Annotated in this window: 9 protein-coding genes; 2 read left to right on the plus strand and 7 right to left on the minus strand. The window is 54.4% G+C overall.

Translation table 11 applies throughout. The annotated features are described in order from the left end of the window. Positions 1–111: 111 nt before the first annotated feature. The 4 genes from iolG to WH298_RS20595 all read right to left on the minus strand — a co-directional run bounded on the left by iolG (position 112) and on the right by WH298_RS20595 (position 9740). A complete protein-coding gene (iolG, locus tag WH298_RS20580) occupies positions 112–1122 on the minus strand; it encodes a bifunctional inositol 2-dehydrogenase/D-chiro-inositol 1-dehydrogenase (RefSeq protein WP_180823853.1) in 1011 nt (336 codons plus the stop codon). A 21-nt stretch (positions 1123–1143) separates the two neighbouring features. Continuing rightward, positions 1144–1965: a TIM barrel protein gene (locus WH298_RS20585; protein ID WP_180823854.1), complete on the minus strand. Its 822-nt coding sequence runs from the start codon at positions 1963–1965 to the stop codon at positions 1144–1146. Positions 1966–2097: 132 nt separating this feature from the next. Then, positions 2098–3534, minus strand: coding sequence for a sugar porter family MFS transporter (locus WH298_RS20590; RefSeq protein ID WP_180823855.1), 1437 nt, complete (start codon positions 3532–3534; stop codon positions 2098–2100). A 317-nt stretch (positions 3535–3851) separates the two neighbouring features. Further along, positions 3852–9740: an autotransporter outer membrane beta-barrel domain-containing protein gene (locus WH298_RS20595; RefSeq protein WP_238344496.1), complete on the minus strand. Its 5889-nt coding sequence runs from the start codon at positions 9738–9740 to the stop codon at positions 3852–3854. 552 nt (positions 9741–10292) lie between these two features. On the opposite strand from WH298_RS20595, the gene WH298_RS20600 reads away from it, so the two are divergent. Together WH298_RS20600 and WH298_RS20605 are read left to right on the plus strand one after the other, a co-directional pair. Beyond that, positions 10293–11636, plus strand: coding sequence for an MFS transporter (locus WH298_RS20600; RefSeq protein WP_180823856.1), 1344 nt, complete (start codon positions 10293–10295; stop codon positions 11634–11636). A 157-nt stretch (positions 11637–11793) separates the two neighbouring features. Next, positions 11794–12951, plus strand: a complete 1158-nt coding sequence (locus WH298_RS20605; protein ID WP_180823857.1) for an alpha-hydroxy acid oxidase — start codon at positions 11794–11796, stop codon at positions 12949–12951. Between the two features lie 24 nt (positions 12952–12975). Here the strand turns inward: WH298_RS20605 and arnF are convergent, their stop codons facing one another. The 3 genes from arnF to arnT are packed head-to-tail and all read right to left on the minus strand — an operon-like array spanning position 12976 to position 15328. Then, the gene (gene arnF, locus WH298_RS20610) at positions 12976–13341 is read right to left on the minus strand and encodes a 4-amino-4-deoxy-L-arabinose-phosphoundecaprenol flippase subunit ArnF (protein WP_180823858.1); all 366 of its coding nucleotides are present in this window, start codon (positions 13339–13341) and stop codon (positions 12976–12978) included. Then, positions 13338–13670, minus strand: a complete 333-nt coding sequence (arnE, locus tag WH298_RS20615) for a 4-amino-4-deoxy-L-arabinose-phosphoundecaprenol flippase subunit ArnE (RefSeq protein ID WP_180823859.1) — start codon at positions 13668–13670, stop codon at positions 13338–13340. Before arnE ends, arnF begins: the two co-directional genes overlap by 4 nt. Beyond that, positions 13667–15328: a lipid IV(A) 4-amino-4-deoxy-L-arabinosyltransferase gene (gene arnT / locus WH298_RS20620; protein ID WP_180823860.1), complete on the minus strand. Its 1662-nt coding sequence runs from the start codon at positions 15326–15328 to the stop codon at positions 13667–13669. Before arnT ends, arnE begins: the two co-directional genes overlap by 4 nt. Positions 15329–15337 lie beyond the last annotated feature (9 nt).

The following is a 15337-nucleotide window of genomic DNA, read 5'->3' on the forward strand; positions in this document are numbered from 1 at the left end:
ACAGCTTAAAGGCGGCGATGATACACGGGATAACGCTAAGAAGAGAGTTTGTAACCAGATAAAACGCGCGTCAGCTGAATCTGAACGCGCGTTTGGCGAGAGGAGAGTAACTCAGCGATAGAATGCAGGTTTTGCCGGCATGGTGACCGGCACGATGTCACCGGAGGTTTGCGCCGCCACGCAGGCATAGGCGGCGACCGCCGCCGCGTAACCGTCCCACGCCGAAGGACCGGTCATCTCACCGGACAACACGTTGTTAATGAAGTCCTGCAATTCCACGTCATAGGCATCGATGAAACGCTTTTTCCAGTCGGTGAGAATGCGGGTAGAGAGCTTCGCTGCGCTGCGTGTTTGCACGGACATCGGCTCAGGAAGCCGCGCAATACCGCTTTCGCCCACCACTTCACACTGGATATCGTAGCCGTAAGCACAGTTGACGAAGATTTCAACGTCGATGCGCACACCTTTGGCGGTTTCCAGCAACACGATTTGTGGATCTTTCAGATGCGCAGAGGCTTTACGGGTTGTGCGTGGATAGATCACCTGCGCGCTGACATAATCGTCTTTTAGTAACCAGCGCAGCACATCGAGCTCATGAATCAGCGTATCGGTGATCGCCATGTCGGTAGTGTATGAATCTCCCACCTCGGGATTACGGTGCGCGCAGTGCAGCATCAACGGTTCGCCAATCTCGCCACTGTCAATTACCGCTTTCAGCGCGCGATAGCCGCTGTCATACGGTCGCATAAAGCCAACCTGCACCAACTGCTTACCGGCTGCCATTTCGGCTTCAACAATGTTCATGCAACCTTGCGCGGTGACCGCCAGGGGTTTTTCACAGAACACCGCTTTACCCGCTTTGATCGCCGCGAGCACGAACTCTTCATGCGTCGGCCCCCACGAAGTAACCAGAATTGCCTGCACCTCGGGCGCGTTAATCAGGTCGTGTGCGTTGTCGAAGATCTCGGCCTGAATGGCCAGATCCTTGATGATCTGTTCGCAGTTAGCGCGGTTAATGTCATTCAGCGCCACCACGCGTGAATGCTGCAGCACCTGGCTGCAACGACGAATGTGTTCGCGGCCGATCGCGCCCGTGCCAATTACACCAATATTGAGCGTCATTGAGTGTTCCTTAGGGGGAGGTTAGTCATTCAGGTAAGCAATGCTGGATTTAATTTGCTGAGCAATCTCTTCTTCGCTCCATGCCTCCATCACCGAAGAAAAAGGTTCAAAGGCATAAATACCGCGATAACCCCTCTCTTCCAGACGCTGCACCTGCTGTTTTGATTTCAGCAAATCATCAGCGCTCAGCATGATGCGCTCTTCGTCGGTGAGCAGATGCGTTGGACGCGCGTCAGTCACACCCGACAAGTGCACCAGCCCGATGTTGCTCACCTCAATACCGCCAGCGAAATCCTGTTCAGCGCCTTCGTACAAGTGGTGATGAAAGGTATCCAGTACGATTTTAAACGGTACACCAGCCTGCTTAATCAGCTGTTGTGCCAGCGCGGCAGAACGCAGTGAGCTTTGTGGGAAGCCGAGCGGCTCGACCAGACCCGCAATGCCATATTCGGCAAACAGCGGCGCGAGGGTTTTCAACGCGTCTATGGTTTGCTGCTGGGAAATAGCGGTGCCATCATTCAATGGACAAAGTACCAATGCTTTAGCACCGGTTGCTTGCGCGTCTTTTAATAAGCCGCGCGTTTTTTCCAGTACCTCATCGGTTAATTGATTAAACGGATAAACTGCATTAATCGTTTCGATGGTGAAAGCATGTTGAGTCGCGAGATCACGCACTTCCTCAGCGGATAAATTATCGGTCACGCGGCCACTTTTCATATCATTACGGATTTCAACTTTATTTAAACCCAGCGGTTCAACCAGCGAGAAAAAACGCTCAATGCTGAGGTTAGGGGCAATTTTACGATTAACGCACAGTCGGTCATGGCTTATTTTGTAGGTCATGGTGTGTTCTATCCTGAAATAATGATGTTGTTTTGATTTCTGTTTTGTTGTGACGCGACGACATCTGGCGATAATAAGCTATCTTTTTATGCTGCTCTGCCAGAACTTTGATGGATTTACATCATTGCACCATCATTTATACAACTCATGGAAATAGTGCTCGACCTGTTCCAGGCTGCGTCCCTTGGTTTCCGGAATCGTGCGCAGCACGAACATCGAACCGCCAATGCCAATCACGGCAAAGGTTAAGAAAGCGCCTGCCAGACCAAACGCCGCCAGCAGCAGCGGGAACGCCATCGATATGGCAAAGTTAGCCATCCACAGTGCAAACACCGCGCCGCCCATGCAGATACCACGCATGCGCGCGGGGAAAATCTCCGACAGCAGCAGCCAGGTGACCGGCGACAGCGCACCTTGCTGGAAGCACAGGAACATCAACATGCCCGCTAACACCAGATAAGCACGCAGCAGATTGACCTCACCCGCCTGATGATATTCCGGCATGAAGAAGCACACGGCAGCGATTAAAAACAGGCAAGCGGTGCAGCCCATCTGACCGACCAGCACCAGCGGGCGACGGCCAATTTTGCCAATCAGCCAGATACCAACCAGCGTCATCACGACAGAAATCACGCCGTTGGCGATAGTGGCAAACAGCGCTGCATCGTTGCTTAGACCGGTTGCCGTGAGCATGGTCGGTGCGTAATACATGATGGTATTGACGCCGGTAAGTTGCTGGATCGCGGCAATACCAATCCCGAGCAGGAATACTTTGCGCAGCCACGGTGTGCGCAGATCGCGCAGGCGGCCTTTGCCCTGCTGCCGGTTCTCTTCGAGGGTCTCTTCAATTTCCTCCAGTTCCCAATCGACATCATCGGCCGCACGCGTTTTCTCCAGAACTTTGCGGGCTTCGTTGTTATTACCGCGCATCACATGCCAGCGTGGGCTCTCCGGCATGAAGATCATGCCAAACCACAGCAGTACCGCTGGCACGGTGGAAATGGCAATCATCCAGCGCCAGGTGTGTTCGCCGCCCCAGATTTCATTAAAGGTGGCGTTGGAAACGTAAGCCAACAGCTGGCCCGAGACGATCATCAGCTCCTGTAAGGTCACCAGCTGGCCACGTTTGTTTGCCGGTGCGATCTCTGCGATATACACCGGCACCGTAGCCGCCGCGCCGCCGACGGCGATGCCCAGAAACAGTCGTGAAGCGATCATTGAGATGACATCGGGTGCGAAGGCCGAACCGATGGCGCCAAGCGCGAAGATAAAGGCCAGAGAGATGATAATCTTGCGGCGGCCCCATGCATCAGCAAAATGGCCAGCAAGCAGTGCACCAAAGGCGGCGCCAAACAGCAGTGAACTGGTGACTAATCCGGTGGTAAAAGGCGTGAGCTGTAGATCGTCACGCATAAACAGTAAAGCTCCCGATACTACGCCGGTATCGTAGCCAAACAGTAACCCACCCAGCGTCGCGACCAGCGCAATAATTTTAACAAAAGGTTCAGTTCGCGTGATGCTATTTGGGCCTGATGCCGTGTTGGTCGATATAAAAAGTTCTCTTTCCATAATACCTCCTGGTAAAAAATGCTTAAGGAAATACGGCAGAACAAAACAGAACATTTACGCTATCGACATTTTTATTTCATGTTAATTTTTACTTGAAATATAATTTCCGAAATGTGAGTTCAAGCATTTTGCGATTTTTATTTTGATGGAATTGCATCAGGCGGGAAGATAGTTATTTAAGCGGTTTTGGATTGGCAATAAATAAAAAGGTCGCTGTGAATGGCGACCCTTCAGAAGAACAGCGCGGTTATCATAGTATGCACGGATGAGTTTCGTAGGGTGCGCATTGATGCGCACCTGAAAACAATACGCCTAAATTAAAACATCCAGCGTACTCCCGCATTATAACGCCAGCCTTTAGCACCATTACCGTCAATCTCCTGGCGGTAATCCGCTTCCGCATACAGCGATACATCACTTTTCAGCGTTGCCGTGCCGCCCAGGCCAATATCCCACATCTGACCGAACTTGCCGCTGTCAAAGCGCACGCTGTCTGGCGCACCGCTGGCACCGGCGCGCGTAGTCGCCGATCCGCCCCAACCGCGCGTATAGCTGGTCCGCAAATAGGGCGTATATTGCTGACCGGCCTGATCCTGCCAGGTGCGATCGAGACGCGCACCCACGCGGCCAATGGTTTGATCGTAATTGCCCCAGCTCACGCGGGTGTTATCGCGATCGACCACATCATCCATGTTCAGCTGCAAATACATCAGCTGCGCCTGCGGTTCGAGGCGGATGCCGTTGGCAAACTGCCATGGATAACCGCTTTCCAGCGAGGCGCCCCAGCCGTTGCCTTTAAGCTTGCCGACCTCTTTTTGCCGGGCAATGTCGGTGTCGCCGCGATGCCAGTCAAACGACAGCGCGCCATCAAGATACAAACCGCTGTCGCGCAGCCAGGTTGCATACAGCGACAAGGTGTCGTTATCAAAGCTGGTCGAGCTGTAGCCATCGACTGCATCGGGGCGGATACGCGCATTACCGCGCGTGTAAGCCACACCCGCCCGCAAGCTGTCGTTGGCGCCCTGCAGATACAGCAGATTGCCGCCGAGCTGAACCGCGCTGTAATCAAGGTCAAAGTCATAGCCGTATTGGCTAACATCGCGATTAGTTTTGTACTTCAGGTTTGAACCGAGATAACGGATAAACATTTCACCGCTGGCGGCACTACTATCTGAACGCAGCTCGCCAAGACGCTTATGCAGATCGTCCATGACCGCCATGTTGTAATATGCCAATCCAACCGGCGCAGAGATATACGCGGGCATCTGCGGCGTCACCTGCGGCCGCACCACGCTACCTGCCGCATCCGTAATAAAATTGTTTGCCAGGCGATAATTCCATGCGGCCGCGTTTTGTGTTCCGTACAGCCCATATTGCCACGGACCGCTTGCCACATAATCGTTGCTCAGCACAAAACTGCTGGCGCTGGCCGTGCCGCTCACCTGCGCCAGTGAGATGCCTTGTTCTGGCGTGAGGATTGCCGCACTGGCTGCCACTGGCGTGACATCAAGCAAAGTGGTGCCACGGGTATTGCCGTTCACGCGCAGGGTGTCGCTGGATCCGCCCGCTGCGATTTGCGTATTCAGCTTCACGCGTCCGCCGCTGGAGGCCAGATCGCCATCAATCGTCAGGGTGTTGCCAGGCGCGCCGCTGCCGTTGGTGAGATCCAGCGTGCCGGCATTATTCACTACCAGCGAGTCGTCAGTGGCGCCGCTCAGCAGCGGATTCACGCCGTCGCCGGCAAATAGCGTCGATCCTGCGCCAATATTGATGGTGCTGTGCGCCAGTTTGAGGTTGTCGGTGAGCGTCCATTGCGTATTGGCGAAGTTGATGGTGCTCCAGCCGCTGCCAAGATTCGTACCTTTGCTGAGATCGTCTGCCGCCAGCGAACCGCCACGTGCCGTTATCTGATTAAAGCTCAGCGTGCTGCCGGCACCGTTTCCAGTGGTGATATGGCGCGTGTTGGCAAGGCTGACATTCTCTACCAGCGCCTGATTGCTGCCGCTGCCCATCGTCAGGCTGCCATCAAGAGTGCCACCGGAGAGTTGCAGTGTGTCATTACCGTTGCCGGTATTGACGTCACCGACTACCTTGCCGGACAGCAAAGCGAATTGATCGTTAGTCGCCCCGCCCGCCACGATAACGGTTTCGGGGAATGGCGCGCTGATATTGCCCTCGTTGATAAACACCGATTGGCCACCGCGTAAGTCGATGATGGGCGATACCGTGCTCAGCGAGATGATGCCGCCACGGTTGATCACTTCGCTGGCGGTACTGGTGACGATTGCTGAACCTCCATTTTGGTCATAGACCGCAATGGTGCCTTCAGTGATCACTTTGCCGCTGGTGTTAGCGCGCACGCCCGTGCTATCACCGGAAACAAACATGTAGTAATCAGGTCCGATCACCAAATCATTGCTGGTGGTTGAGCCATCTTCATTGGCAAACAGATAGCCCGTGCCGCTGCCCGTGACATTGATATAAGCACTGCCGCCTTCATCAAATGAGGTGGCGGAGCGAATCCCGGTGCCGCCGTTAATATCCAGCCGCACCCGGTTAAGTGAAATATTGCTGGTCTCTGCGCGGTTGTTGATCACATTACCTTTGTTAGCGCTGAGTACCACGTGGTCGGCGATAAAACCGCTTGCACCGCGATCCAGTAAAACCGTATCGGCATGGTTATTGGCAAAAGTGGTACTGGTGTAATTGAAATAATCATCGGCACCATCTCCGACGATATTTAGCACCCCGCCATTACCCACGCGTAACGCGCTGCCATTATCTACCTGCAATTGACCGCTCATCTGCGTGTATTGGCCGTAGCCGGTGCTGACATCAACGCCAACCCCATTGGCTACGTGCACATTGCCCGCGTTGATAAAGTTGCCACCCGCATAGAGGTGCGCACCGGTGCTGTTATTGCCTAACAGATCGATTGTGCTGAAGTTTTGCACGCGGGCGCCGTTGCCGCTGCTTAATGCCGTGACGTTGTCACCAGAACCGGTGATCGGTGCCGTGAGATACAGGTTCGCACCGCCGCTGTCGGTCGCCACCCCAGTGGTGTGATTTCCGCTCAAGGTGATGGCGTTATTCACCGAGCCGTATGCGCCCTCTGAGCCACGCACCGCCGTGGCTCCTTCGCCAGTGACGTTATATTGATCGCTACCAAATAGTGTGGTGCCCACGCCGCTGGCGTCGATCCCGGTGGTATTCGCACCGCTCAAAGTAATTGCCGCCGGTTGCAGGGGATAGAAAATGCTGCCAGCCGCCAACCGATATAAAGTCGATCCCGCAGTGCTGACATCGGTTTGCCCGCCGCTGCTGACGATATTAGCGAAAGCCGCCGTTGAGACATAACCCGTCTGATTCGTGTCATGGAAAACGACTTTGCTATTTTCCCCCAGCCTTAACAGCCCGCCGCCGGATAATTCCGCCGCCACTGCATTACTGCCGTACACATTAATGGTGCCGTTTTGGTTAATCTCCACATTGTCGCCCACGCCCAATATGCCGTGCGATGGCGCATAACCGGGCGCATTACCTGCGGTGACGTTCAGTGTTCCGCTGTTGTTGATGGTTGCAGCCAGCGGATCGCTGAACGAATAACCTTGCGCATATAGCGCGGTGCTGCCATTTGTCACGCTGATATCACCACTATTGGTGACATTGGCGCCCCAAAGCGACTGAATCCCAATCGTATCGCTTCCGCCAAACGCGATATTACCGGTGTTGACCAACTGCGCCTGGTTTTGCGCAATCAAGCCCATCTGACGATCAAAATCGCTGCGCATGGCCGCATGGTTGGTCAGGCTGGTATTGCTGAAAGGATGCGTAAGACTATTGGTGATGTAGCCGGTGAGATCGTGTTTGTTGCCATCAACCAGCGCCGCGAGGCTATTATAATTGCCGAAGTTCAACTGTGTCGCCGCATCGATCGTTCCCTGCGCGCCCCCTTCAACCACCACACCCGTGGAATAACCACCAATATTTAATCTTGCGCCATGGGTATTGATATCCGTGCCCTCGCCGCTGCCAATCACGCCAGTAGAGAAGGATGCATCAGGTGTTAGCGTCATGCCGCTGCCATCAAAATCTGCACCATCCTGATAGCGAAAAATAGTCGAGTACCCGCTGGAAACGCCGTATTGACCGTTACTGGGCAAATTGATTTTGGCATCCGGGCCAATAGCCAGAAAATTGATTTGATACTGCCCGCTACCGGAGATGGGCACCGCGCTTGGTGCTACGTTTACCGTGGCATTGCCTTCGGCGCGAATACCGATCGCCGCTTCACCGCTAAGAGTGATCGGCCCGCTGAGATCGGCAGACGTGGCGCCGCCATCCTCGCCCGTTACCCACACTGCAGTATTGCGCGTGCCGTTAGCGGCGTCAGCATCGCCGCTAACGTTGATCGCCCCGGTTGACCACGCATGCGCGCTATTACCCGGCGTAGCGGTGATTTTGAGACCGGTGCTGTTGTCCCCGTTAAGATTGATGATCCCTGCATTGCCTACCTGGCCGCCGCTGCCGGAATTGATCACCTGCATAGCGATGTTTTCTGCCGGCTTAAACTGCGCGCGACCGTTAACATCGATGATGCCATTGTTGAGCGTCACGGCATCGGGTGCGTTTTCAACGCGCATCGCCGTGGCATTTTGCACCAAAGAACCGATCACGATATGACCGTTATTCACCGCGCTGGAGTCAAACAGCTGCGTCATGCCGCGCGTGCCGCCGCTCTGGTTGATCGCGACGTCTGTGGTGACGTCGGTGGCACTGCTTTGCGGCGTGCGGCCAATATACAGCGTGCCGTTGTTGGTGAAGCTCGAGGTGGTACCGCCCATCACCACGCCTGCGCTGCTGCCAGTTCCCACCGTTTCGGTGACCCCAAGATTGAGGGTGCCATTATTTACCGCGTTGCCATCACGCAAGGTGATGGCGCTTGAGCCGTCTGATAGCGCATGATTGAGCACGCCATTATTAGTAAAACGGCTGTTGTTGACTTCGACGGTCGCCGCGTTATAGCCCAGCGTGCGGCTATCCACCCCGCTGCCATCGGCATTATTGAGGAAGCCACCGTTAATTACGCCGTTATTGGTGCCGCGACTGCCGTTGGTTAACACCAACGCATTGTTGTCGGTGAGCCGGTTGCCGCTGCTGGATAACGTGCCATTAATGGTGGCCGTAGCGCCGTTATCCGCGCGCATTGCGCCGCCATTCGCGTTGACCACTTCCAGCGTTTTACCGGCATTGATGGTCGCAGTGGCTTTGGGGCCATCGGCACTCAGCACCACGCGTTCACCGATCGGTTTCAGTACTTCATCGTCAGGATCGCGGGTGTTCAGCGCCCATACCACGCTGCCGCTGGTGAAGCTAAAGGCTTTATCAAATTCGCTGTTGTAAGTGGCAGGATCGAGATTCGCGCTCTGTAACTGAGCGATCAGCCAATCATTATAGCGCTGGAGCTCGCTCACATTGCTGACATTGAAATTCGTCACCTTGCCATCTTTGGTGGTAACCGTGAAATTGCCGCGGTAGTTCACCAACGCATCGTCACTGTAAGCCCAGCGCGCACCAGCTGGAGCCTGGATGGCGCTGAAATCAACGCGATTGTCGCTATCCCAGTTCATATTGCCGCTGCTCATGGCGGTAAACAGCCGACTCTGCTTGGCTGCCATCTCCCAACCGTTGGCTGTGGTGGATGCGCCGGTCGTGCCAAGTTGAACATTGATGGTGCCGTTACTCACTGATGCAACGCGGGCGTTGAGATATTGCTGATCGGTCACATCTTCATAATCGGTTACGGCTTGATTAAGGCTAATGGGGGCCAGATTACGCAGCGCGGCCGAATCATAGGTTGCGTAGTGGCTATAAAGGCCGTTGGCGACATCCGAAACCAGCACGTCATAATTTTGCGACCCGAGCGATAGGCGCTCTTTACCGGTTAAGCTGTCGGTAAAGATGCGCCCCTCGTCTTGTAACTGACCCAGGGTGGTTGCCACTTCAGCGCTTTTACCCGGGGTAAACTGCGGTAAGCCGGTCAACGATTGTGTGCTGCCATTACACACGCAAAATACGCCAGCTTTGTTGTCACTCTTTTCAGGCGTAAATGGCTGAATAATAGCGGCTGAAGTTTGCGCCGCGGGATACATCATGCCCTGCGCGGCCAGCAGGCTAATAACAAGGGGTTTTAATTTAAACAACATCCTTTCCTCCAGAGAGAAAATAAAATTTTCGGCACGGCGAAACGCCGCCAGGCATGACGTTTTTTTTAGAAAGTGATATTGAAAATATAAATATGTAGAGTTCTGAACTGCGGTATCACAACACTTTGTAAAGAAAACGTCCAGATCGGGATAAGAGAACAAGATAAAATTAAGTCAAATTAAGAATTTACCGTTGTGATTCAGCAGTTAACAACTGCTCAGGTAGAGAAACCAAGTTGTGGCAGATCAGTTAAATAGAGCAATAAATAGGACCAGAATAAATTGAAGTTAAAAGCTTAAATTTTCAGGTTGCTATATATAGTTGTATGCATAATTAATAATGCACATTTCGAGGCGCTGTGTAGTCGATATTAATTAGAAGTCTCAAATAACAGGGTTTTGAAAACACACGCTGCATTAGGCCGCAACGACATCTATCCGCAATCACTTTCGCACCTCATTTTGTCTCTTACGATCTGTGATCATATTCGCAACATCCTGGTAAACACCCTTGTATGGTAGTAGAACATTTATAGCGCAGGGATTTACCCCATGGCATCGACAACCATTACGCAAACGCCAGCCACCGAGAAAGATAACACTTCACTGATTAAGCGCGTCGCCAGTGCATCCGCAATTGGTACTGCAGCCGAATACTATGATTTCTTTGCTTACGGCACGGCGGCCGTGCTGTTTTTCGGCCACCTTTTCTTTCCGAGCCACGATCCGCTCATCAGCACCCTTGCCGCGTTTGCCACCTATGCGGTCGGGTTTCTCGCTCGCCCGATTGGCGGCATCGTTTTTGGCCATATCGGCGATAAAGTAGGACGAAAAAAAGCGCTGGTCGCCACCATTCTGATTGTCGGACTCGGAACGTTTTGCATCGGCTTACTGCCGACCTACGAAAAGATCGGTATCTGGGCGCCGGTGCTGCTGATTTTGATTCGTCTGTTGCAGGGCTTTGGCGTGGGGGGTGAACAAGCTGGCGCCGTATTGATGACGGCGGAGTATGCGCAGCCCGCCCGTCGCGGCTTCTTCGCCAGCTGGGTGCAAATTGGCGCTCCGGTTGGTTTTCTACTGCCGCTGGCGCTCTTCGCGATCCTCAACGCGACGCTGTCGTCAGATCAAATGATGGATTGGGGCTGGCGCGTGCCGTTTCTGTTGAGTGCGTTGCTGGTCATTGTCGGTTTGTTCATCCGCCTGCGCATTGATGAGTCACCGGTATTTGCCGCCATCCGGGAAACCAAAGCTGCGGAGTCGCGTCCTTTAAAAGAGGTGATTCGTGGCAATCCGCGTTTGGTGATCAATGGCGTGGCGGCCAAACTGATTGAAGCCTGTGCGTTTGCTTTGTTTACCGTGATTATTCTGGCATGGGGCAAAGCCAATAACCTGGATTCCGGCATTCTGATGAACAGCATGATTGTGGCGGTCATTCTTGAAGTCTTTGCCATTCCACTGATGGGCGCACTGTCAGACAGAATTGGCCGTAAGCCGGTGTATATGATGGGTGCGCTGCTGATCGTCATCGCCATTGTGCCGTTCTTCCTCGCCCTGCAGCAAAACAGCTATTGGTTGACGCAGATCGCCATGATCATCGCGCTGACGCTGGGCCACAGCATGTGTTACGCGCCGCAAGCATCCTGGTTCCCGGAGCTCTTCCCTACTCACATTCGCTGCAGCGGCATCGCAGTGATCTGGCAAGTCGGTTCATTAATTGGCAGCGGCGTGCTGGGATTAGTGGCGGTTAAAATTCTGCAAATGACCGAGGGGCATTGGTATGGTTTAGCGCTGTATGTCGCGGTGTTGGGGGTTATTTCGGTCATTGGTTTACTGCGGTTGCCCGAAACTGCGCCAGGTCGCCGCAACGGCGAATATCATCAGTGGCAACAGCATTGATATCCTGACAGAGCGGCGACTTGCCGCTCTGCAGTTTTTACTTATGCATTTTTCGCAGAAGCATTGCCGGTTTATGGATTTGTAAAAGTTCGCCGATGCAATATCCTTTATTTTCAACATTTTCCTGCATCTCTCGCCTAATCGGATCGCTATCTCCATGCGCAATATGCTGTCGCGTTGTCTATCCCTGAATGACTTCGAAAAGTACGCCCAACGTCATCTGCCGCATCCGCTCTTCGCCTATGTTTCGGGCGGCGTCGAAGACAATATTGCGCTACGCAATACGCTCGCATCCTACGCGCGTTACAGCCTGATTCCGGAAAATATGGTGGATGTGTCGCAGCGCAACGTCCACGTTGAACTATTTGGCCATCGCTACGCCGCACCGGTGGGTATAGCGCCGATGGGCATTTCTGCCTTAACCGGTTTTGATGGGGACATTACGCTGGCACGCTGCGCAAAGGAGAAAAATGTGCCGTTTATTATGAGTGGCTCCTCGCTTACGCGGCTGGAAGATGTGGCGCAGGTCAATCCCAACATGTGGTTCCAGGCCTATCTACCGAAAACGCTGGAAGAGATTGATGCCCTGATCGATCGGGTAAAACGCGCAGACATTCCGGTGCTGGTCATCACCGTAGATACGCCCGTCAAAGCCAACCGCGAAAATAACGTGCGCGCCGGTTTCGCTACGCCGTTCCGTCCCAGCCTGCGGCTGGCGTGGGAGGGCATCACGCATCCACGCTGGTTAACCGGCACCTTGCTAAAGACGGTGCTAAAAACCGGCATGCCCTATTTCGAGAACAATAGCGCGCAGCGTGGCGCACCGCTTTTTTCGAAAAACGCGGTGCGGGATTTCAGCGGCCGAAGCCATTTAACCTGGCAGCATATTGAACACATTCGCGCCCGCTGGCCGGGCGCCATGGTGATCAAAGGTATTCTCAGTCGTACCGATGCGCTGCGCTGTAAAGCTATCGGCATCGATGGGATTGTGGTCTCCAATCATGGCGGGCGCCAGCTCGATACCGTGATTCCGCCACTCTACGTTTTGCCGGAGATTGTTGAGGCCGTCGGAGATATGACGGTGATGTTTGATAGCGGCATTCGGCGCGGTACCGATGCGATAAAAGCCATCGCGCTGGGCGCGCAAGCCTGCTTTGTTGGACGGCCCTTTAATTATGCCTGCGCCGTGGGCGGCGCGGCGGGGGTAAACCTGGCGATTGACTTGATTATCAGCGAGATCAGTCGTGATTTAGGCATGCTGGGCGCGGCTGCGTTGGCGGATTTAGGGGAAAAGCATCTGCGGGTTACGGGCTGAATCCTATCCCACTATGAAAAGGGCTTAGCTTCGTTTCGGTAACGACACCAGCAGCAACCCCAGCACGATCAGCATTACGCCCGCAAAGCTGCTCCAGCGGAAGTTTTCTCCAAATGTTGGTAATGAAATCGCGGCCAGCCAAACCAGCACATAGCTCAAACTCAGTAATGGATAGAGTCGATTCAGCGGCAGATGACGCAACGCTAGCATCCAGCACAGCATCGACAGCGCATAGGCGCCGAGGCCGGTGGCGAGTAACAGCAGCGGCTTCAGGTGTTGCATCTGCAATATCTCCCTAAACGGCGGGAGATCGAGCATCGCCAGGCGCAGAACCAACTGCGCCAACGACACCAGTAACACGCTGCACAGCGCCAGCGTCAGCCCTTTCATAGATGACTTCCCATTAGCGCCACGCCGGCGACAATCGCCAGGGTACCGATCCACTGCTGCACGCTATACATTTCCCGCCATATCAGCCGCGCGGATACAGCCACTAACACAAAATTAAGGCTCAGCATCGGATAAGCAACGCTGACCGGCACAACGCGCAGCACCATCAACCACAACAACATTGCCGCGCCGAGTAGCAGTATGCTCAGGGCGATCCACATCAGCAGGCGTTTTTTACCGCGTTGAAGGCCCAAATGTGCCGCCTGCTTTTGGCAAAGCTGGGCGGCGCAACTCAGCACGCTTACTAATAAAATCAGCAGTAGATTCATGGTTTCGCATCGTAGCCGTAATAAACCAGCCGCCCCTGACGATAGACGTCATCGGGTTGCGGTAAGTTTTTGTCCGGCGTGCTGTCACTCGAACTCATCATCAACACCAACGAAACCCGCCCCTGACGACGATGCACGCGAAGCCAGTCGGCAAAGTCATCTGCATCAATATAATGCGACTGCGCATCCGGATAGCTCAGGCCATATTGCAACTCACCTTTCGCATCATAGAAATTGATATCGCTGCGCTGCAGCTCCCACGCAACCGCCGATGCCACGCCAGGATTATTTGCCAGCAGATAACGGCTGGATGCCAGTTGGTCATGCACCGCACTGACAAAGCTCTGCGGCTGTTTTGAGTCGCGCACCTTGTGTGGGATAGCAAAACCAACCAGCAGCGCCAGCGCCAGCGGACAGAGCGCGGCTAACTGCCAGCGGCCCTGCTGCGGTTTGCGGCTCAGCCAGCCCATCACGCCCCATGCGATAAAGATGAGCGCCGCACAGATCACTCCGCTGATTTCATCGCTGCTGTAAACCGGCCGATGTGCCACGCCCCAGGGCGCCAGCACCACCAATAACACCAGTGTGGTAAGCGCGCCGAACAGCAGGTTAATCCATCCATTCACTCTGAGCGCTTTCATCACCTGCGCCGATCCGCTGTGCGCATAGTGCGCCATTAACAACGCCAGCGGGGCGAAGCACGGCAGAATATAGGTTGGCAGTTTGCCTTTGGCGATACTGAAAAACAGCAGTGGCAGCAGCACCCAGCTCAGCAGATACACCGTTCCGGCATGCTGACTGCGCTGGCGCCACGCCCCCATCAGCGATCCTGGCAGCAGCGCCAGCCACGGCAGACATCCCGCCAGCAGCACCGGAAGGTAGTACCAGAATGGCGCCTTGTGCTGCGCATCCGCCTCGGCGAAACGCTGAATATGCTCAACCCAGAAGAAGTAGTGCCAGAAATCGCCTTCTTGCTGATTGATTGCCAGCGCCCACGGCGAGCTGAGCAGCGCGGCAACCACGATAGTCAGCGGACCCCAGCGTAACAGCTCAGTAAAACGACGCTGCCAAATGGCCCAGGGGAGAATTGCCAGCACCGGCACCGCCAGCGCGAGAAAACCTTTGGTCATGAAACCCATGGCGCAGGCGGCGCCGAGCAGCACATAACCCCATAAGCGCTGCTGCGTGTTCTGCGCCTGGGCGGCCAGCCAAAAACTGCACATCGCCGCTACCAGCCACAGCAGCAGGATCGGGTCAAGCACCGCATAGGTTCCCACGCCGTATACTAATAGCGATGTCAGGAAAATAACGCTGCCGCTCAGTGCGATTTGGCGACGGGCAAACATCTGCATACCCAGCCAGTAGATCAGTAGCGCACTTAACGTGGTGCTAAAAATCGCGCCGGCGCGTACGCCAAAGTTACTGTGTCCGAACAGCAGTTGGCCGAGATTATTCACCCAATAACCGGCAATCGGCTTCTCGAAATAGCGTAAATCAAAGAAGTGCGGTACCACCCAATTACCGCTGAACAACATTTCGCGGCTGATTTCGGCATAGCGGGTTTCATCCGGCTGCCATAAGGCGCGGAATTCTATCGGGATCAGGTAATACAGCGCAAAGAGTGCCAAGAGCAGCGCGGTTTTGGTGCCTGTTCGCATCCGTGAGTC

It is taken from the genome of Pantoea nemavictus, from assembly GCF_037479095.1.
In the GTDB taxonomy this organism is placed as follows: domain Bacteria; phylum Pseudomonadota; class Gammaproteobacteria; order Enterobacterales; family Enterobacteriaceae; genus Pantoea; species Pantoea nemavictus.

Bases quoted from the DNA above. Each gene is read 5' to 3' on its own strand.
- iolG (WP_180823853.1), bottom strand. From the start codon at position 1,122: ATGACGCTCAATATTGGTGTAATTGGCACGGGCGCGATCGGCCGCGAA.
- WH298_RS20585 (WP_180823854.1), bottom strand. From the start codon at position 1,965: ATGACCTACAAAATAAGCCATGACCGACTGTGCGTTAATCGTAAAATT.
- WH298_RS20590 (WP_180823855.1), bottom strand. From the start codon at position 3,534: ATGGAAAGAGAACTTTTTATATCGACCAACACGGCATCAGGCCCAAAT.
- WH298_RS20595 (WP_238344496.1), bottom strand. From the start codon at position 9,740: ATGTTGTTTAAATTAAAACCCCTTGTTATTAGCCTGCTGGCCGCGCAG.
- WH298_RS20600 (WP_180823856.1), top strand. From the start codon at position 10,293: ATGGCATCGACAACCATTACGCAAACGCCAGCCACCGAGAAAGATAAC.
- WH298_RS20605 (WP_180823857.1), top strand. From the start codon at position 11,794: ATGCGCAATATGCTGTCGCGTTGTCTATCCCTGAATGACTTCGAAAAG.
- arnF (WP_180823858.1), bottom strand. From the start codon at position 13,341: ATGAAAGGGCTGACGCTGGCGCTGTGCAGCGTGTTACTGGTGTCGTTG.
- arnE (WP_180823859.1), bottom strand. From the start codon at position 13,670: ATGAATCTACTGCTGATTTTATTAGTAAGCGTGCTGAGTTGCGCCGCC.
- arnT (WP_180823860.1), bottom strand. From the start codon at position 15,328: ATGCGAACAGGCACCAAAACCGCGCTGCTCTTGGCACTCTTTGCGCTG.